General features: G+C 70.9%; 17 protein-coding genes. 7 read left to right on the top strand and 10 right to left on the bottom strand.

All coding sequences use genetic code 11. The annotated features are described in order from the left end of the window. Positions 1-44 precede the first annotated feature (44 nt). The 3 genes from ACFY61_RS06790 to ACFY61_RS06800 are packed head-to-tail and all read right to left on the bottom strand — an operon-like array spanning position 45 to position 2,240. On the bottom strand, positions 45-851 hold the full coding sequence (locus ACFY61_RS06790) for a GNAT family N-acetyltransferase (RefSeq protein WP_389467840.1): 807 nt from the start codon (positions 849-851) through the stop codon (positions 45-47). 27 nt (positions 852-878) lie between these two features. Continuing rightward, positions 879-1,160, bottom strand: coding sequence for a protealysin inhibitor emfourin (locus ACFY61_RS06795; protein ID WP_389467842.1), 282 nt, complete (start codon positions 1,158-1,160; stop codon positions 879-881). A gap of 9 nt (positions 1,161-1,169) precedes the next feature. Beyond that, positions 1,170-2,240, bottom strand: a complete 1,071-nt coding sequence (locus tag ACFY61_RS06800) for a M4 family metallopeptidase (protein ID WP_389467845.1) — start codon at positions 2,238-2,240, stop codon at positions 1,170-1,172. Between the two features lie 378 nt (positions 2,241-2,618). Between ACFY61_RS06800 and leuA the strand changes: the two genes are divergently transcribed. Further along, positions 2,619-4,388 carry a 2-isopropylmalate synthase gene (gene leuA / locus ACFY61_RS06805; RefSeq protein WP_389467848.1) on the top strand — a complete coding sequence of 590 codons (1,770 nt, stop codon included), beginning with the start codon at positions 2,619-2,621 and terminating at the stop codon, positions 4,386-4,388. A 73-nt stretch (positions 4,389-4,461) separates the two neighbouring features. Here leuA and ACFY61_RS06810 read toward each other — a convergent pair whose 3' ends face one another. Next, positions 4,462-5,220 (bottom strand): SDR family NAD(P)-dependent oxidoreductase, encoded by a 759-nt coding sequence (locus ACFY61_RS06810; protein ID WP_389467851.1) that lies wholly within the window; start codon positions 5,218-5,220, stop codon positions 4,462-4,464. Between the two features lie 161 nt (positions 5,221-5,381). Between ACFY61_RS06810 and ACFY61_RS06815 the strand changes: the two genes are divergently transcribed. From ACFY61_RS06815 to ACFY61_RS06835, 5 genes are all read left to right on the top strand, one after another. Beyond that, positions 5,382-6,083, top strand: a complete 702-nt coding sequence (locus tag ACFY61_RS06815) for a TerB family tellurite resistance protein (protein ID WP_389467852.1) — start codon at positions 5,382-5,384, stop codon at positions 6,081-6,083. Positions 6,084-6,629: 546 nt separating this feature from the next. Beyond that, positions 6,630-8,294, top strand: coding sequence for a nucleobase:cation symporter-2 family protein (locus ACFY61_RS06820; RefSeq protein ID WP_389467854.1), 1,665 nt, complete (start codon positions 6,630-6,632; stop codon positions 8,292-8,294). Between the two features lie 181 nt (positions 8,295-8,475). After that, positions 8,476-9,825, top strand: coding sequence for a phosphatidylserine/phosphatidylglycerophosphate/cardiolipin synthase family protein (locus ACFY61_RS06825; RefSeq protein WP_389467856.1), 1,350 nt, complete (start codon positions 8,476-8,478; stop codon positions 9,823-9,825). 97 nt (positions 9,826-9,922) lie between these two features. Further along, complete coding sequence (recO, locus tag ACFY61_RS06830; RefSeq protein WP_389467859.1) at positions 9,923-10,669, top strand: DNA repair protein RecO; 747 nt, start codon at positions 9,923-9,925, stop codon at positions 10,667-10,669. 11 nt (positions 10,670-10,680) lie between these two features. After that, positions 10,681-11,508, top strand: a complete 828-nt coding sequence (locus ACFY61_RS06835) for an isoprenyl transferase (protein ID WP_389467860.1) — start codon at positions 10,681-10,683, stop codon at positions 11,506-11,508. A 102-nt stretch (positions 11,509-11,610) separates the two neighbouring features. Here the strand turns inward: ACFY61_RS06835 and ACFY61_RS06840 are convergent, their stop codons facing one another. The 4 genes from ACFY61_RS06840 to ACFY61_RS06855 are packed head-to-tail and all read right to left on the bottom strand — an operon-like array spanning position 11,611 to position 14,757. After that, entirely contained in the window at positions 11,611-12,042 is a 432-nt protein-coding gene (locus tag ACFY61_RS06840; RefSeq protein ID WP_389467863.1) for a Fur family transcriptional regulator, read from the bottom strand. A 41-nt stretch (positions 12,043-12,083) separates the two neighbouring features. After that, positions 12,084-12,950 carry a metal ABC transporter permease gene (locus ACFY61_RS06845; RefSeq protein WP_389467865.1) on the bottom strand — a complete coding sequence of 289 codons (867 nt, stop codon included), beginning with the start codon at positions 12,948-12,950 and terminating at the stop codon, positions 12,084-12,086. After that, positions 12,950-13,744 (bottom strand): metal ABC transporter ATP-binding protein, encoded by a 795-nt coding sequence (locus ACFY61_RS06850; protein WP_389467867.1) that lies wholly within the window; start codon positions 13,742-13,744, stop codon positions 12,950-12,952. Before ACFY61_RS06850 ends, ACFY61_RS06845 begins: the two co-directional genes overlap by 1 nt. Positions 13,745-13,767: 23 nt before the next feature. Then, on the bottom strand, positions 13,768-14,757 hold the full coding sequence (locus ACFY61_RS06855; RefSeq protein ID WP_389467870.1) for a metal ABC transporter substrate-binding protein: 990 nt from the start codon (positions 14,755-14,757) through the stop codon (positions 13,768-13,770). Positions 14,758-14,911: 154 nt separating this feature from the next. Here ACFY61_RS06855 and ACFY61_RS06860 point away from each other — a divergent pair, with 154 nt between their 5' ends. Beyond that, the gene (locus tag ACFY61_RS06860) at positions 14,912-16,294 is read left to right on the top strand and encodes a glycine--tRNA ligase (protein ID WP_389467872.1); all 1,383 of its coding nucleotides are present in this window, start codon (positions 14,912-14,914) and stop codon (positions 16,292-16,294) included. 71 nt (positions 16,295-16,365) lie between these two features. On the opposite strand, the gene ACFY61_RS06865 is transcribed toward ACFY61_RS06860, so the two are convergent. Together ACFY61_RS06865 and ACFY61_RS06870 are read right to left on the bottom strand one after the other, a co-directional pair. Further along, positions 16,366-16,959 (bottom strand): TetR family transcriptional regulator, encoded by a 594-nt coding sequence (locus ACFY61_RS06865; protein WP_389467874.1) that lies wholly within the window; start codon positions 16,957-16,959, stop codon positions 16,366-16,368. Between the two features lie 21 nt (positions 16,960-16,980). Beyond that, positions 16,981-17,925 carry an aldo/keto reductase gene (locus ACFY61_RS06870; RefSeq protein ID WP_389468190.1) on the bottom strand — a complete coding sequence of 315 codons (945 nt, stop codon included), beginning with the start codon at positions 17,923-17,925 and terminating at the stop codon, positions 16,981-16,983. Positions 17,926-18,251: the final 326 nt, after the last annotated feature.

Consider the following 18,251-nt stretch of genomic DNA (forward strand, 5'->3'; position numbering starts at 1 on the left):
ACATTCTTGCCGTTCCGGCAAAAGCCCCGCGCCCGCCCCGCCGGTTACTCCGCCGCGGGCTCCGCGATCATCGCCGTGCCCACCCGGCGGAAGCCGGCCCTGGCGTACACCCGGGCCACGTCCTCGTCCCCGGCCGACAGGAACACCGTGCCCGCGCCGCGCGCCCGCGCGTCCGCGACCAGCGCGGTGGTGACCCCCAGGGCCAGGCCCTGCCTGCGGGCCGCGGGCAGCGTGGCGACGGCGACCACCTCGGCCACCGGGCCGACCGGGTTGTGCATGCCCGAGGCCAGCACCACGCCGTCGCGGACCGCCGCGGCCATCCCGCTGCGCCCGTCCGCGAGGCGGCTCGCCACGTGTGCGGTGCGGTCCGCGGCCCCGGCGTCCGCCATGGCGGACGCCAGCTCGGCCGGGCCGGCCTCGCCGAGTGCCGTGCCGGGTGCCGCGAAGGCCAGCACCGGGACCGTCACCGCGGCGCACAGCAGCGGGTGGTCCGCGCCGAGCAGCGTGACCTCCGGATGCGGGACCGGCGGCGCGGCGTCCGGGTCGAGTCCCATCAGGGGGTGGGCGTGCACGTGCAGCCCGGCCGCCTCGGCGGCCGCCGCCATCGAGGGCGTGGTTTCGGCCACCCATTCGAAGGCCTCGGGCACCTGGAGCTCCCGCTGCCGCTCCCGTACCCGGCGCACGTCGGCCTCCGTGACCGGCGCGCCGCCGGCCAGCACCGGCCGGGCGTAGTACTGCCAGCCGCCGCCCGTCTGCACGAACAGGGTCAGCGGGCCGAAGTCCTCGGTCCGCGCCCCGCCCGCGCGGGGCGCGCCGTCGTAGTACCGCTCAAGATCGTCGAGAATCGCCATCGGGCCATCCAAGCAGGGCCGTCCGGCTCAGGCACCTTCTTTCAGGACCCGGCGGATCAGCTCCCGCTGGGCGTCGGTCAGGTGCGGGTCCGCGCACCTGACCGTCCTGCCGTCGACCGTGATGACGTACGAGAACCCGTCCGGGACCCCACCGGGGCGCCGCCCGGCCGGTGCGCCCGTACGGTCGGGGGCCAGGGCGCGTTCCGCGAGGCCCTGCCACTCGTCGGCGTCCGGCCGGCCCGTGGTGTCCACCTCCGCCTGCCGTTCGATGCCCGCGAAACCGCCCGTCCGCACCACGTGAATCCGCATGGGGACTGTCTACCTGTTCTCCTCGGTCGGCACACCCACCTGGGACCAGGCCTTGAGCACCGCCTGGTGCTCCTCGCCGCCCTCGCCGAACCGGGACCGCGCCGCCGCGACCGACAGCCGCGCGAAGTCCGCGAACTCGGCCTTGGTGCCGAGCTCGCCGCCGGTGAGGACGTCGTACCAGATCAGTCCGGCCCGCTCCCAGGCCTTGCCGCCCAGGGCGGTGGCCACCAGGTAGAAGGCGTGGTTGGGGATGCCGGAGTTGATGTGCACCCCGCCGTTGTCCCGGTTGGTGTGGACGTAGTCGTCCATGGTGGCCGGCTGCGGGTCCTTGCCCAGCTCGTCGTCGTCGTACGCGGTGCCCGGGGCCTTCATCGAGCGCAGCGCGACCCCGCTCACGTCCGGGCCGAGCAGCCCGGCCCCGATCAGCCAGTCGGCTCGGTCGGCGGTCTGGTCGAGGGTGTACTGCTTGATCAGCGAGCCGAACACGTCGGACATCGACTCGTTCAGGGCGCCGGCCTGCTTGTAGTACTCCAGGTTGGCCGTGTACTGGGTGACCCCGTGCGCCAGCTCGTGCCCGATGATGTCGACGGAGACGGTGAAGTCGAGGAACAGGTCCCCGTCACCGTCGCCGAAGACCATCTGCCGGCCGTCCCAGAACGCGTTGTTGTACTCCACGCCGTAGTGGACGGTGGCCTCCAGCGGCAGGCCGGCGTCGTCGATGGAGTGCCGGCCGAAGGCCGTCCGGAACAGGTCGAAGGTGGCCCCGAGCCCGGCGTAGGCGCGGTTCACGGTCGCGTCCTGCCCCGGCTCCGAGCCCTCGCCGCGCACCTTCACCCCGGGCAGCCTGGTCTTGTGCTGGGCGTCGTAGATCGTCCGGTCGGGGCGCTCGGAGGTGGCCGCGGCCAGCGTGGGCGCGATCCCGCGCACGGCGGTCAGCCGGCGCCGGGTGCGCTGCAGGGAGTCGTGTTCGAGGGTGCGCTGCGCGGAGTCGGCGCGGCGGGTGTTCTCGGACAGCACCACCTTGTCGAGCAGGTGGGGCGGCACGATGGTGCAGAAGACGGGGTGACGGTTCGTATCCATGCCGGGAAATGTGGCAGTGGGTCATGCCGTTGTCACTCCGTGCGACCATGATTCATTCGGTTGTCCGAAAGGCGCTGCGCGGAGTTGACGCTTCACCCGGACCTCTCGGGCGCGACCGAGACCTATGCCACATACAGGTGTAAATCGGACCACCCGGTCCCGCATACTGGAACGGCAGCGCGCCCCCGTCGCAAGCTCGGCTACGCTCGGCACATCATGCGTTTCGGGCTGCTTCTCCTTAGCTGCCGCGGCGAGGGCCTGTAGTCGTAGGCCGACCCCCTCCCCGCGGAGTCTGGTGTTGCGCCGCCTCGGCGATCGAGGCAGTACCAGTCGGCCGTCCCAGCGATCTACACGCGGACACGCGAGGAGCCCTACGCCATGAGCCAGCAGCACAGCTACGCCGGTCGCCCCACGCCCATCACCAACGCGACCCACACCCAGAAGCCCTCCGGGATGCCGATCCACAAGTACGGCGCGTACGAGCAGGTGGACATCCCGGACCGCACCTGGCCGAACGCCCGCATCACCAAGGCTCCCCGCTGGCTGTCCACCGACCTGCGCGACGGCAACCAGGCGCTGATCGACCCGATGAGCCCGGCCCGCAAGCGGGAGATGTTCGACCTGCTGGTCCGCATGGGCTACAAGGAGATCGAGGTCGGGTTCCCCTCCGCCAGCGACACCGACTTCGCGTTCGTACGCTCCATCATCGAAGAGGGCGCCGTCCCGGACGACGTCACCATCTCCGTACTGACCCAGGCCCGCGAGGACCTGATCGAGCGGACCGTGGAGTCCCTGCGCGGCGCCGGGCGGGCCACCGTGCACATGTACAACGCCACCGCCCCGACCTTCCGCCGGGTGGTCTTCCGCGGCTCCAAGGAACAGATCAAGCAGATCGCCGTCGACGGCACCCGCCTGGTCATGGAGTACGCCGAGAAGATCCTGGGCGACGAGACCGTCTTCGGCTACCAGTACAGCCCGGAGATCTTCACCGACACGGAGCTGGACTTCGCCCTGGAGGTCTGCGAGGCCGTCTGCGACGTGTGGCAGCCCGGCCCCGGCCGCGAGATCATCCTGAACCTGCCCGCCACCGTGGAGCGTTCGACCCCCTCCACGCACGCGGACCGCTTCGAGTGGATGTCCCGCAACCTGTCCCGCCGCGAGTACGTCTGCCTGTCCGCGCACCCCCACAACGACCGCGGCACCGCCGTGGCCGCCGCCGAGCTGGCCGTCATGGCCGGCGCCGACCGCGTCGAGGGCTGCCTGTTCGGCCAGGGCGAGCGCACCGGCAACGTCGACCTGATCACCCTGGGCATGAACCTGTTCTCCCAGGGCGTCGACCCGCAGATCGACTTCTCGCAGATCGACGAGATCCGCCGGACCTCCGAGTACTGCAACCAGATGGAGGTCCACCCGCGCCACCCCTACGCGGGCGACCTGGTCTACACGGCCTTCTCCGGATCGCACCAGGACGCGATCAAGAAGGGCTTCGACGCCATGGAGGCCGACGCGGCCGCCGCCGGCCGGACGGTGGACGAGATCGAGTGGGCCGTTCCGTACCTGCCGATCGACCCCAAGGACGTGGGCCGCTCCTACGAAGCCGTCATCCGGGTCAACTCCCAGTCCGGCAAGGGCGGCATCGCGTACGTCCTGAAGAACGACCACAAGCTGGACCTGCCCCGCCGGATGCAGATCGAGTTCTCGAAGATCATCCAGGCCAAGACCGACGCCGAGGGCGGAGAGGTCACCCCGAAGGCGATCTGGAACGTCTTCCAGGACGAGTACCTGCCCAACCCCGAGAACCCGTGGGGCCGCATCCAGCTGCGCTCCGGCTCGACCGCCACCGACAAGGACGGCACCGACACGCTGACCGTCGAGGCGGTCGTCGACGGCGCCGACACCGTCCTGACCGGTACCGGCAACGGCCCGATCTCCGCGTTCTTCGACGCCCTGGCCGGCATCGGCGTGGACGCCCGCCTGCTGGACTACACCGAGCACACGATGAGCGAGGGCGCCTCCGCCCAGGCCGCCTCGTACATCGAGTGCGCCATCGACGGCCGCGTCCTGTGGGGCATCGGCATCGACGCCAACACCACCCGCGCCTCCCTGAAGGCCGTCATCTCCGCGGTCAACCGCGCCGGGCGCGAGTGACCACAGGCAGCACCGACGGGCCCCCGCGCCGCCCCGGCCAGGGGCGGCGCGGGGGCCCCTCCCCGTGCGGGGCCTACCGGGCCAGGTAGCCGCCGTCCACCGGGAGGATGGCGCCCGTGATGAAGGAGGCCGCGTCCGAGGCGAGGAAGGCGATGGCGCGGGCCACCTCCTCCGGTTCGCCGAGGCGGCGCATGGGGTGGGCCGCGGTGATCTCCTCCAGGTACTCCGGTCCGCCCGGCTCGTCCGGCAGGGCGCGGACGCGCTCCGTACGGATGGTTCCGGGGGCCACGGCGTTGACCCGGATCCCGCGGGCCGCCCACTCCACCGCCAAGTGCTTGGTCAGCCCCGAGGCGACGAACTTCGCCGGGCCGTAGGCGGCCTGCCGGGCCTGGCCGGCCACCCCGGAGATGGAGGACACGCAGACCAGCGCCCCGCCCGGATCCTCCTGGGCCGTCATGGCCTCGATGGCGTACTTGCAGGTGAGGAACGTGCCCCGGCCGTCGACTGCCATGACGTGGTCCCAGTCGGACGGGCTGGTCTCCGTCACGTCCGACAGGGGCAGCACACCCGCGTTCGCGACGGCGGCGTCGAGCCGGCCGTACGCGGCGACCGCGGCCCGCACCGTCGCCCGGTTCTCCTCCGGATCGGACACGTCACCGGTGACCGTCTCGATCGCCAGGCCCTCCGCGGCCAGCCGCGTACGCAGGGCGGCCAGCCCGGGGGCATCGATGTCGGCCGCGGTGACCCGGGCGCCCGAGCGGGCCAGCAGCAGGGCGGTGGCCCGGCCGATGCCGCTCGCGGCACCGGTGACCAGACAGGACTTCTCTCGCACGGCGGCGAGGATAGGGGGCGCGCGTGGTGAGCCAGGGGCGCAGATCGGCCAACTCCGCGCTCCGCCCGATGTTGTCCTGTCGGACGACTGACGCAGCCTCATCGATGTGGCTAACATCACGCCAGCGCGGCGATGCTGCCGCCGGGTGACGGAGGTGGGACGTGCTGCCAGTTCGGGGTGGGACCGGCCGGAAGCTGATGCTCTGGGGCATCCGTACCTCCTGGACCACGGTGGCCGACGGGGAGTTCTTCTGCCCGGGCTGCGGCGGGGACCGCAACTACCGCCGCCGCACGGGCCGCCGCCGGTTCACCGTCCTCGCCGTGCCGCTGCTGCCGCGCGGTCACGCCGGGCCCGTCGTGGAATGCGCCGCCTGCCGTGGCCGGTTCGCCCCCGACGTGCTGGACCACCCGACCACGGCCCGGTTCTCCGCGATGCTGCGCGACGGGGTGCACACCGTGGCCCTGGCCGTGCTCGCCGCGGGCGGCTCGTCCTCGCGGAGCGCCCTGGAGGCCGCGGCGGCGACCGTACGTGCGGCCGGCTTCGAGGACTGCGCCGAGGACCAGCTCGCGGCCCTGGTGGAGGCCCTGTCGTCGGACCCCGGGCGGCTGCCCGGCCTGTACGACGGCCCGGACTGCTGCGGAGCCGCCCTCTCCATCGAGCTGCACGAGGCACTGGAGCCGCTCTCCCCGCACCTGGCGGCCGCGGGCCGGGAGGCGGTGCTGCTCCAGGGGGCCCGGATCGCCCTGGCGGACGGCCCGTACACCCCCGCGGAGCGGGAGGTGCTGGCCACGGTGGGGGCCGCCCTGCGGCTGGACACGGACGAGGTGTCGCGGCTGCTGGCGGCGGTCCGGGCCACCGGCTGACGGGCCCACCACGGGGGCGGTCGGCGCCGCCGTCTCAGCAGTCGGGACAAAACCGGCGCCCAGCGCATAACGATCCGGCGTCGGGGTGCCCCTTACTCGCCCGTACGTTCAGGGGACGGGGCTGCTCCGGGATCATGCGATCCACCAAGCGGATGTCCGGAAACCGGTTGCCCGCTTTGCTGCACCGAACCCTTGCGATCTCCGTTTCCCCAGGTCAGGTGTTGGCTGCTTCACGTCCGTATGGCCGGAAACGGATCGTCCGCATCGACGGCCCATAGTCCTCGGCAGACGTCCGCGCTACTGGAGAAACCTACAGATCGGGCATCTCCAGGCATCAACAATTTGTAGCAGTCGACGATATCTGTGGCGCCTCCCACAGGCGTTCAATTCCGGTCACACGAAAAGACGCCTGCTGCAACACAGCGGGGCTTCGATCCACGTGAACGCACTGACAACCCTGGCGGAACCTCGCACCACGATCCGCGCCCGTGCCAGGGATAACCAGATTCCTCTCATTACCTACCTCCCCTGAAGGGCAAGGCAGAGATGGCACGTGTCGCCGCCCGGCTTTCCAACGGAGAGCAGAGCTCGCACCCGGTCGACGAGGTGCTCCCGGTCCCCAAGCTCGCGCTGTACGGTTTCCAGCACGTACTCGCCTTCTACGCAGGCGCGGTGATCGTCCCGATCATCGTGGGCAGCGCACTGAAGCTGAGCCCTGAACAGCTGGTCTACCTGATCAACGCAGACCTCTTCACCTGCGGTATCGCCTCCATCATCCAGGCCTGGGGCATCGGCCGGATCGGCGCGCGCCTGCCGCTGATCCAGGGCGTGACCTTCACGGCCGTCTCCCCGATGATCGCGATCGGCCTCGGTGCCGGCGGCGGTACCGCGGCCCTGCTGGTCATCTACGGCGCGGTCATCACGGCCGGTATCGCCACCTTCGCCTTCGCCTGGCTGCCGCCCAAGGCCTTCCGCGGCGTCATGCGGCTCTTCCCGCCGGTGGTCACCGGCACCGTGATCACGGTGCTCGGCATCGTCCTGATCCCGGTCGGCCTCAACGACGCGGCGGGCGGCATCGGCAGCCCCGACTTCGGCGATCCCAAGCACTTCGCCTACGCCGGCGGCACCATGCTCTTCATCCTGGTCCTGATGAAGCTGGGCCGGCCGTTCCTCTCCTCGATCGCCATCCTCGTCGGCCTGGTCGCCGGCACCGCCGTGGCCTTCCTGCTCGGCGACGCCAAGTTCGGCGACGTCTCCAACGCGGACTGGATCGGCGTCACCACCCCGTTCCACTTCGGCATGCCGAAGTTCGAGTGGTTCCCGATCGTCCTGATGCTCATCGTCATGCTCATCACGATGGTCGAGACGACCGGTGACACCTACGCGGTCGGCGACATCGTCGGCAAGGAGGTCGACAGCGAGACCGTGGCCCGCGCCCTGCGCGCCGACGGTGCCGCCACCGCCCTGGGCGGCGTGCTGAACTCCTTCCCGTACGTGGCCTTCGCGGAGAACGTCGGCCTGGTGCGGATGACCAAGGTCAAGAGCCGCTTCGTGGTCGTCGCCGCGGGTGTGTTCATGATCATCCTGGGTCTGCTGCCCAAGGCCGCCGCGATCGTCGCCGCCGTCCCGCACGGCGTCCTCGGCGGCGCCGCGACCGTCATGTTCGCCATGGTCGCCCTCGCCGGCATCCAGACCCTCGCCAAGGTGGACCTCAAGGAGGAGAAGAACGCGCTGGTCGTGGGCGTCTCCCTGGCCTTCGCGCTGCTTCCCGCCACCGTGCCGGTGTTCTTCAAGGAGCACATGAGCGCCGACCTGTCCTCGCTGCTCAACAGCGGTGTGACGCTCGGTGCCACGGCCGCCATCGTCCTCAACCTGATCTTCAACGGTCTGGCCAAGGACGACGCGCACGGCGCCGTGGCCGCCATCCCGGCCCCGGCCGGGGCCCCTGCCGAGGCCAAGGCCGAGGCGGAGGCGGAGCCCGAGGCCCGGGCCGAGGAGGGCACCGAGGCCGAGGCGGAGGCCGAGGCGAAGGTCATGGTCAAGGTCGGCGCCGCGGACGACACCGAGTCCGAGTCCGAGTCCGGGGCCGCCTCCGGCACCCCGTCCGGCACCCCGGACACCACTCCCGCGGCCGCCTCCGACGAGGACGCCCCGGACGCCCCGGACGCCGATGACGCGGCCGGCGGCACCGCCAGGACTCCTGCGGGCTGATCCACCGAGATCCTCCCAAGGGGCGGTGCGCCCCGGCCGGACCCCCTCCGGCCGGGGCGCACGGCTGTCCCCGTCCTGCGTGCGCCGGGAGCAAGGGGGGTTAAGCGTTGCGTAAGATCCAGTTCCCCCACGCTTTCCCCCCACGAGCCTGCCATGTCCCACGGACGAACGGACTTGTCCCATGCGCATGCGCGCCCTCGGCCGCATAGCCGCGACGACCGCCCTCGCGGCCGTCGCCTCCCTCGTCACCGCCAGCGGTGCCCAGTCGGCCGACTACACGGTCCGCAACCCCGCCTTCACGCTGCCCGCGACCCCGGACGCGGTCTTCAACAACCCCCGCTCGGGCGACCCCGACAAGATCAACAACCGGCTGGTCGACCTGATCGACCACGCCAAGCCGGGCACCAGGATCTCGGGCTCGATGTACAGCTTCACCGACGGCCGGGTCCGGTCCGCCCTCATCGCCGCGTACCGCGAAGGGGTCAAGGTCCAGCTGGTCCTCGACAGCGACGCCCTGAAGAAGCCCACGCAGGACTGGTACTCGCAGACCAACAGGGACGTGGACCAGGACGGCAGCGAGTTCGCACCGCTGCTCAAGGAGCTGGGCTCCGACCGCAGCAAGGACTCGTTCGTCTACGTCTGCCCGCGCAACCGGGGCTGCATCGGCGCGCGCACCGAGGCGGAGATCGGCAAGAACCCGATCAACCACAACAAGTTCTTCCTCTTCGAGGAGACCGCCGGCGTCCGCGACGTCGTCTTCCAGAGCTCGGCGAACCTGGTCGAGTCCCAGCGGCTGAAGTTCTTCAACAACGCCGTCACCGTCCCCAGCCCGGAGCTCTACGCCACCTACAGCGGCTACTTCCAGGACCTCCAGACGTTCTCCACGAACGCCCTGGGTGAGACGCACGTCGTGAACGAGGGCACGCCGGACGAGAAGGAAGTGGCGGACAAGGACTACTACGGCAACCGCCCGCCGGCCGCCGGCACCCCGTACGCGGCGTACTTCTCCCCGCGCGAGGAGAGCAGCACCCCCGGCGTCCACAACGACTCGGTCCTCGACATGCTGGCACCGGTGAGCTGTGCCGGCGGCGCCACCAAGGTCCGCGTGGCCATGTACGCGTTCACCCGGCTCGCCGTCGCCGAGCGCCTGGCCGAACTGAAGGCGGCCGGCTGCAAGGTGTACGTCTTCCTCAACGACGAGCCCGGAAGCATCGGGTCCGCGGTCCGCGCCAAGCTCAAGGCCGCCAACCTGAACCACCTCGGCACCTGCAACGCCGACCCCAGGTTCGGCCTGCACTCCAAGTACCTGCTCGTCGAGGGCACCTACGGCGGGACCCCGAACAAGTCCCTGGTCTTCACCGGCAGCCACAACTACACGCAGCCCTCGCTCCGCGGCCACGACGAGACGGTCGTGAAGATCGACGACCAGGGCGTGTACGGCAAGTTCGAGGACAACTTCGACCGCGAGCTCAACGGCTTCCCGGGCTACGACCCGGCGCGCACCGGCCTGTGCACCCCGATGGCGGCCTGACGGCTGTCTGACGCACGTGTGACGCACGTCTGACGCCCGCCGGTCCCCGGCGGCCCTCGGCGCCCGTTGTCCCGCACCCGTGCGGGACAATGGGCGCATGAGTCTGTTCCGCGACGACGGCATCGTGCTGCGCACCCAGAAGCTGGGCGAGGCGGACCGCATCATCACGCTGCTGACGCGCGGGCACGGGCGGGTGCGGGCCGTGGCGCGCGGTGTGCGCCGGACCAAGTCCAAGTTCGGCGCCGGGCTGGAACCTTTCTCCCACGCCGACGTGCAGTTCTTCGCCCGCGGCAGCGATCTCGTCGGCCGCAGCCTGCCGCTGTGCACCCAGACCGAGATCATCTCCCCGTACGGCAACGGCATCGTCACCGACTACGCCCGCTACACCGCCGGCACCGCCATGCTGGAGACCGCGGAGCGGTTCACCGAGAACGAGGGCGAACCCGCCGTCCAGCAGTACCTGCTGCTCGTCGGCGCCCTGCGCACGCTGTCCCGGGGCGAGCACGCCCCCAACCTGATCCTCGACGCCTTCCTGCTGCGCTCCCTCGCCGTCAACGGCTACGCGCCCAGCTTCGAGGACTGCGCCAGGTGCGGGATCCACGGCCCCAACCGCCACTTCTCGGTCGCGGCCGGCGGGGTCGTCTGCGGGGACTGCCGGGTGGCCGGCAGCGTCGTACCCTCGTCGGAGGCCATCGCCCTGCTCAGCGCCCTGCTGACGGGCGACTGGGCCCACGCGGACGCCTGTGAGGCGCGCCACGTGCGGGAGGGGAGCGGACTGGTCTCCGCCTATTTGCACTGGCACCTGGAGCGCGGACTACGCTCCCTGCGTTACGTCGAGAAATAGGAGCTGGGCACATGGCACGACGCGGGATCCTGGGACGCCCCCGCCGCGACTACAAGCTTCCGGAGCCGCACCCGTCGGGCGCCCGCCCGCCGAAGATCCCCGGCGAGCTGGTCCCGAACCACGTCGCGATCGTCATGGACGGCAACGGCCGCTGGGCCAAGGAGCGCGGCCTGCCCCGCACCGAGGGCCACAAGGTCGGCGAGGGCGTCGTGCTCGACGTGCTCAAGGGCTGCCTGGAGATGGGCGTCAAGAACCTCTCCCTCTACGCCTTCTCGACGGAGAACTGGAAGCGCTCCCCGGACGAGGTCCGCTTCCTGATGAACTTCAACCGGGACGTCATCCGCCGCCGCCGCGACGAGATGAACGAGCTCGGCATCCGGATCCGCTGGGTGGGCCGCATGCCCAAGATGTGGAAGTCGGTCGTCCAGGAGCTGCAGATCGCCCAGGAGCAGACCGTCGACAACGACGCGATGACGCTCTACTTCTGCGTGAACTACGGCGGCCGCGCGGAGATCGCCGACGCCGCGCAGGCCATCGCCCGGGACGTGGCGGCCGGCCGGCTCGACCCGTCGAAGGTCAACGAGAAGACCTTCGCCAAGTACATCTACTACCCGGACATGCCGGACGTGGACCTCTTCCTGCGTCCCAGCGGCGAGCAGCGCACCTCCAACTACCTGCTCTGGCAGAGCGCCTACGCCGAGATGGTCTTCCAGGACGTGCTGTGGCCGGACTTCGACCGCCGCAACCTGTGGCAGGCGTGCCTGGAGTACGCCCAGCGCGACCGCCGGTTCGGTGGGGCCGTGCCCAACCAGGTCGAGGCGCCCGGCTCGGCCGGCTGACCGCCCGTACGACGGAAGAGGATCCCCGCCCGTGGCAGCACGGGCGGGGATCCTTTCGTTCGGGTTCTGGTTCGGGTTCTGGTTCGGCGGAGGGGCCGCGGCCTATCCGGCGGCGGCCGCGCAGTCGGCGCAGGTCCCGAAGATCTCCACCGTGTGGGCGACGTTCACGAAGCCGTGTTCGGCCGCGATCGACTCGGCCCACCTCTCCACGGCGGGGCCCTCCACCTCCACGGCCTTGCCGCACTTGCGGCAGACCAGGTGGTGGTGGTGCTCGCCGGTGGAGCAGCGGCGGTAGACGGACTCGCCGTCGCTGGTGCGCAGCACGTCGACCTCGCCGGCGTCGGCGAGGGACTGGAGGGTGCGGTAGACGGTGGTCAGGCCCACGGAGTCACCGCGGTGCTTGAGCATGTCGTGCAGCTCCTGGGCGCTGCGGAACTCGTCCACCTCGTCCAGGGCCGCCGCGACGGCGGCCCGCTGCCGGGTGGACCGTCCTCGTACTGGCGCGGTATTCGTCTCGCCAGGCGCAGTCGCCACCGGTTCCTCCTCAGATCGGCCTCGGGCCATTGTGCCAGCCTTCAGACCTTCACATCGTCCCGCGTGCAGACCTCCTCGGCGGCGGCCTTCCTCCGGGCGCGCCGCCGGGCGAGCGGGGCGGACACCGCCGTCATGATCATGAAAACGGCGATGGCGAGCAGGACGATGGTGGCGCCCGAGGGCGCGTCGATGTAGTACGTGGCGGCGGTGCCGGTGAGCGAGACGGCCAGGCTGATCGCGATGGCGAGGCCGAGGGTGGCGGTGAAGCCGCGGGTCACGCGCTGGGCGGCGGCGACCGGGATCACCATCATCGCGCTGACCAGCAGCAGGCCGACGATGCGCATGGCGACGGTGACGGTGACCGCGGCGGTGACGGCGATCAGCAGGTTCAGGGCCCGCACCGGAAGTCCGGTGACCCGGGCGAACTCCTCGTCCTGGCAGACGGCGAACAGCTGCTTGCGCAGTCCGATGGTGACCGCGATGACGAACGCGGCCAGGACGACCACGGCGGTGACGTCCTCGGGGGCGACCGTGGTGATCGAGCCGAACATGGCGCTGACCAGGTTGGTCGTGGAACCGCCGGGGGCCATGTTGATGATCAGGACGCCGCCGGCCAGGCCGCCGTAGAAGAGCATGGCGAGCGCGACGTCGCCGCTGGTCCGGCCGCGGGAGCGGATCAGCTCCATGCCGACGGCGCCGAGCACGGCGACCAGGGTGGCCATCCACACCGGGCTGGCCTGGAAGAAGAAGCCGAGGGCGACACCGGTCATGGCGACGTGGCCGAGGCCGTCGCCCATGACCGCCTGGCGCCGCTGGACGAGGTAGGTGCCGATGGCGGGCGCGGTGATGCCGACCAGCGCGGCCGCGATCAGGGCCCGCTGCATGAAGGCGTAGTCGAGGAGGTCCATCAGCTCAGCAGTCCCGTCCGGAGGGGCTCGGCGTCGTGCGCCGCGTGCGGGTGTACGTGGTCGTGGCCGGGCAGCGCGTGCTGGCCGACGGCCTCCGGCGGCGGGCCGTCGTGGACGACGCAGCCGTCGCGCAGGACGACGGCCCGGTCGATCAGCGGCTCCAGCGGGCCGAGCTCGTGCAGCACGAGCAGGACCGTGGAGCCCGCGGCGACCTGCTCGCGCAGGGCCGAGGCGAGGATCTCCTGGTTGCCGAGGTCGACGCCGGCCATCGGCTCGTCCATGATCAGCAGTTCCGGTTCCACGGCGAGCGCGCGGGCGATCAGGACCCGCTGGTGCTGGCCGCCGGAGAGCGCGTTCACGGAGGCGGAGGCGTGCGCCTCCATGTCGACCAGGGCCAGGGCCCGGCCGACGGCGGCCTTGTCGGCGGCGCGCATCAGGCCGAACCGGCGACGGGCCAGGCGGCCCGAGGAGACGACCTCGCGGACGGTGGCGGGGACGCCGCTGGCGGCGGTGGTGCGCTGGGGGACGTAGCCGACCCGGGACCAGTCGCGGAACCGCTTGAAGTCGGTGCCGAACAGCGAGAGCGTGCCGGAGGTCAGCGGGACCTGGCCGACGACCGCCCGGACGGCGGTGGACTTGCCCGACCCGTTGGCGCCGAGCAGGGCGACGACCTCCCCGCGGCGGACGGTGAGGTCGACCCCGCGTAGCACGGGGCGCGAGCCGAGCGTGGCCGTGGCCCCGCGCAGGGATATGACGGGTCGGTCCGCTTCCGCGGCGGCCGTCTCGTTCTGCATGGCTCGCGCCTCCGTTACTGCCATCACTTGTTCCCGAGCGCCTTCTGGAGGTTCTTCAGGTTGGACCGCATGACCTCGAAATAGTCAGCGCCCTGGGACTTGTCGGTGATTCCCTCGATGGGGTCGAGGACGTCGGTCTTCAGGCCGGTGTCCTGGGCGAGCGTCCGGGCCGTCTTGTCGCTGGCCAGGGTCTCGAAGAACACCGTGGTGACATTGTCCTTCCTGGCGATCTCCTGGAGCTCCTTCATCCGGGCGGGGCTGGGCTCGGACTCGGGGTCGACGCCGGCGATGCCCTCCTGTTCGAGGCCGTAGCGCTCGGCGAGGTAGCCGAAGGCGGAGTGGGTGGTGATGAAGGTCCTGGAGGCCGTGTTCTTCAGGCCGTCCTTGAACTCGGTGTCGAGGGCGTTCAGCTTGGCGACCAGTTCGCCGGTGTTCTTCTCGTAGTCGGCGGCGTGGGCCGGGTCGGCCTTGCCCAGGGCGGCGCCGACACCCTTGGCGATCTCGGCGTACTTCACCGGGTCGAGCCAGACGTGGGGGTCCTGGCCGGCCTCGCCGTGGTCGTGGCCGTCGCCCTCGGCGTGGTCCGCGTGGGCTTCCTCGCCCTCGTGGCCGTGCTCGTCGTGGCCGGAGGCGCCGTGGGCCTCCAGCTGGGTGAGGGTCGCGGCGTCCACGACGGTCTTCACGCCGGACTGGGCGACGGCCTTGTCGACGGCGGGCTGGAGGTCCTTGAGGTAGAGCACCACGTCGGACTCGCCGAGCTGGGCGGTCTGCTTCGGGGTGATCTCCAGGTCGTGCGGCTCGACTCCCGGCTTGGTCAGGGAGGTGGCCTTCACGTGGTCCCCGCCGATCTGCTCGGCGAGGAACTGCAGGGGGTAGAACGACGACACGACGTCGAGCTTGCCGTCCTCGCCCCCGCCGGCCGCGTCGGCCCCCGAACAGGCGGTGAGGGCCGTGGCGCCGAGGGCGACGGCCGCGGCGAGGGCGGCGGTGGGTATCAGGCGTCGTGCGTTCATGACATCCATTTTCATCCAAGATGGAAACCGTTGTCAAAAAACCAGGTGAGGGTGCTGATCGCCCGGACTGGAAAGCGGATCCGATTTGAAAGGGGAGGGGCGGGCGCCGGTAACCTGAGGCATTCGCGTTCGTCCTCGTAATGAAGAGAGCATCGTGGCCGCCGACAAGATCGACACCATCGTCAGCCTCAGCAAGCGCCGTGGCTTCGTCTACCCGTGCAGCGAGATCTACGGCGGTCAGCGTGCCGCCTGGGACTACGGACCGCTGGGTGTCGAGCTCAAGGAGAACATCAAGCGCCAGTGGTGGCGCGCGATGGTCACCGCCCGTGAGGACGTGGTCGGTATCGACTCCTCCGTGATCCTGGCCCCCGAGGTCTGGGTGGCTTCCGGCCACGTCGCCACCTTCTCGGACCCGCTGACCGAGTGCACCTCCTGTCACAAGCGCCACCGCGCCGACCACCTGGAGGAGGCCTACGAGGCCAAGCACGGCCGCCTCCCCGCGAACGGCCTGGCCGACATCAACTGCCCGAACTGCGGCACCAAGGGCCAGTTCACCGAGCCCAAGCAGTTCTCCGGCATGCTGGAGACCCACCTCGGCCCGACCCAGGACACCGGCTCCAAGGCGTACCTGCGCCCCGAGACCGCCCAGGGCATCTTCACCAACTTCGGGCAGGTCCAGCAGACCTCGCGCAAGAAGCCGCCGTTCGGCATCGCCCAGATGGGCAAGTCCTTCCGGAACGAGATCACTCCGGGCAACTTCATCTTCCGGACCCGCGAGTTCGAGCAGATGGAGATGGAGTTCTTCGTCAAGCCGGGCGAGGACGAGCAGTGGCACGAGTACTGGATGAACGAGCGCTGGAACTGGTACCGCGACCTCGGCATCCGCGAGGAGAACATCCGCTGGTACGAGCACCCGAAGGAGAAGCTCTCCCACTACTCGAAGCGCACCGCCGACATCGAGTACCGCTTCAACTTCGGCGGCAGCGAGTTCTCCGAGCTGGAGGGCGTGGCCAACCGCACCGACTTCGACCTGAAGGCCCACTCCGAGGCCTCCGGCCAGGACCTGTCGTTCTTCGACCAGGAGGCCGGCGAGCGTTACGTCCCGTACGTCATCGAGCCGGCGGCCGGTGTCAACCGCGCCATGCTCGCCTTCATGCTCGACGCCTACAACGAGGACGAGGCCCCGAACGCCAAGGGCGTCATGGAGAAGCGCACCGTGATGCGCCTCGACCCGCGCCTGGCCCCGGTCAAGGTCGCCGTCCTGCCGCTGTCCCGCAACGAGAAGCTGTCGCCGAAGGCCAAGGGCCTCGCGGCCGACCTGCGCAAGCTCTGGAACATCGAGTTCGACGACGCGGGCGCCATCGGCCGTCGCTACCGCCGTCAGGACGAGATCGGCACCCCGTTCTGCGTGACCGTCGACTTCGACACCCTCGACGACAACGCGGTGACCGTGCGCGAGCGCGACACCATGAAGCAGGAGCGCGTCTCCCTGGACCAGATCCAGGCCTACCTGGGCGCCCGCCTGCTGGGCTGCTAGGAACCGCTCGGGCGAAGGCCCCGGCCCCGTACGACGGGGCCGGGGCCTTCGCGTCGTCTTCCCCGCCGCCCTCAGGCCCGCAGGCCGCGCACCACCAGGGAGGCGACGGCCTCGAACTCGGCGCCGATCGTCGGGCTCTGCCACTCGGCCGCGTACTGCGGGTCGTGGAAGCGGGCGGTGGCGTCGAAGACCGCGCGGGCCGACGCCGTGGCGTCCGGAGCCGCGAGGGTGCCCGCGGCCACGCCCTCCTCGATGATCCGGGTGAGCTGGGAGACCAGCTCGGCGAGGTGCGCGTCGACCACGCGGCTGTTCTCGGCCAGCAGCACGGTGTACGTGGCGAAGAGCTCCGGGTCGTCGCCCGCCTTGTGGCGCTTGGCGTCGAACAGCGCCTCCAGCCAGGCCTCCAGCCGGGACGGTGCCGGCTCGCCGGCGGCCGTGGCGATCTCCTCCAGCTGTCCGACCGTCCGGCCCAGCCAGCGGTCGGTGACCGCCTCGCGCAGCGCGGCCTTGGACGGGAAGTGCCGGTACACGCTGCCGTGGCTGACCCCCAGCGCGCGCGCCACGTCGACCACGGTGGCCTTGGCCGGGCCGTAGCGGCGGAGCACCTCCTCGGTGGTCTCCAGGATGCGCTCGGGGGTCAGGGGTTCGGCCGCTGCGGGTGGCATGGGTACGACCGTACAGCCGGGTCAGTGCTCGCTGTCGAGGTGGGCCATCTGGGCCTCCGGGTAGCGTTCGCCCGCCGCCGCTCCGGCCGGCACGGCTTCCTCTATCGCGGCCAGGTCCGCGGCGTCGAGACCGACCTCCAGGGCACCCAGTGCCTCGGCGAGGCGGTCCCGCCGGCGGGCGCCGACCAGGGGCACTATGTCCTCACCGCGGGAGAGCACCCAGGCGATGGCGGCCTGGGCCACGCTGACGCCCTTCGCCCCGGCGACCTGGCGCAGGGCCTCCACCAGCTCCAGGTTGCGGCCGAGGTTGTCGCCCTGGAACCGCGGGCTCATCCCGCGGAAGTCGCCGGGCGCCAGGAGCCGGTCACGGGTGAAGTGCCCGCTGATCAGGCCGCGGGACAGTACGCCGTACGCGGTGATGCCTATCCCGAGCTCGCGGGCGGCCGGCAGGATCTCGTCCTCGATGCCGCGGGATATCAGCGAGTACTCGATCTGGAGGTCGGAGATCGGCGCCACCGCGGCGGCCCGCCGCATGGTGGCAGCCCCCACCTCGGAGAGTCCGATGTGCCGCACGTGTCCGGCCTGGACGGCCTCGGCGATCGCGCCGACGGTCTCCTCGATCGGCACGTCCGGGTCGACGCGGGCGATCCGGTAGATGTCGACGTGGTCCGTGCCCAGCCGCTGGAGCGAGTAGGCCAGGAAGTTCCGGACGGCCTCCGGCCGGCCGTCGTAGCCGGCGAAGCCGCCCTCCACCGTCCGCAGGGCGCCGAACTTGACGCTGGTCAGGGCCCGCTCTCGCGTGCCGGCCGGGGCGGTCCGCAGCGCCTCGTTGATCAGCAGCTCGTTGTGCCCCATGCCGTAGAAGTCGCCGGTGTCGAGCAGGGTCACGCCGGCGTCGAGGGCGGCGTGGATGGTGGCGAGGGACTCGGCGCGGTCCGCCTCGCCGTACAGGGCGGACATGCCCATGCAGCCGAGCCCCAGCGGGAAGACGGCGGGGCCTGAGCGGCCCAGGGTGCGGGCCGGGGCGTCCAGGACGGTCGGGTTCCGGGTCGAGGTCCGGTTGTTAGTCCGGTCATGGGTCTGGGTCCGGTTCTGGTTCTGGGTCTGGTTCTGGGTCTGGTTCGCGCTCATGAAATCGAGAGTGGCATGACGGCTGACAGATTTCAATATCTGTCACTCGAACGTGGGGGCGAGCGCTCAGCACACGGGTCCGGGCAGCCCGGAACGCACCGAAGCCACCGGAACGCACGATGCCGTCCCCGGCAGGGCCGGGGACGGCATCGGAGGGTGCC

The sequence above is a fragment of the Streptomyces sp. NPDC012888 genome (assembly GCF_042900645.1).
Classification (GTDB): Bacteria; Actinomycetota; Actinomycetes; order Streptomycetales; family Streptomycetaceae; genus Streptomyces.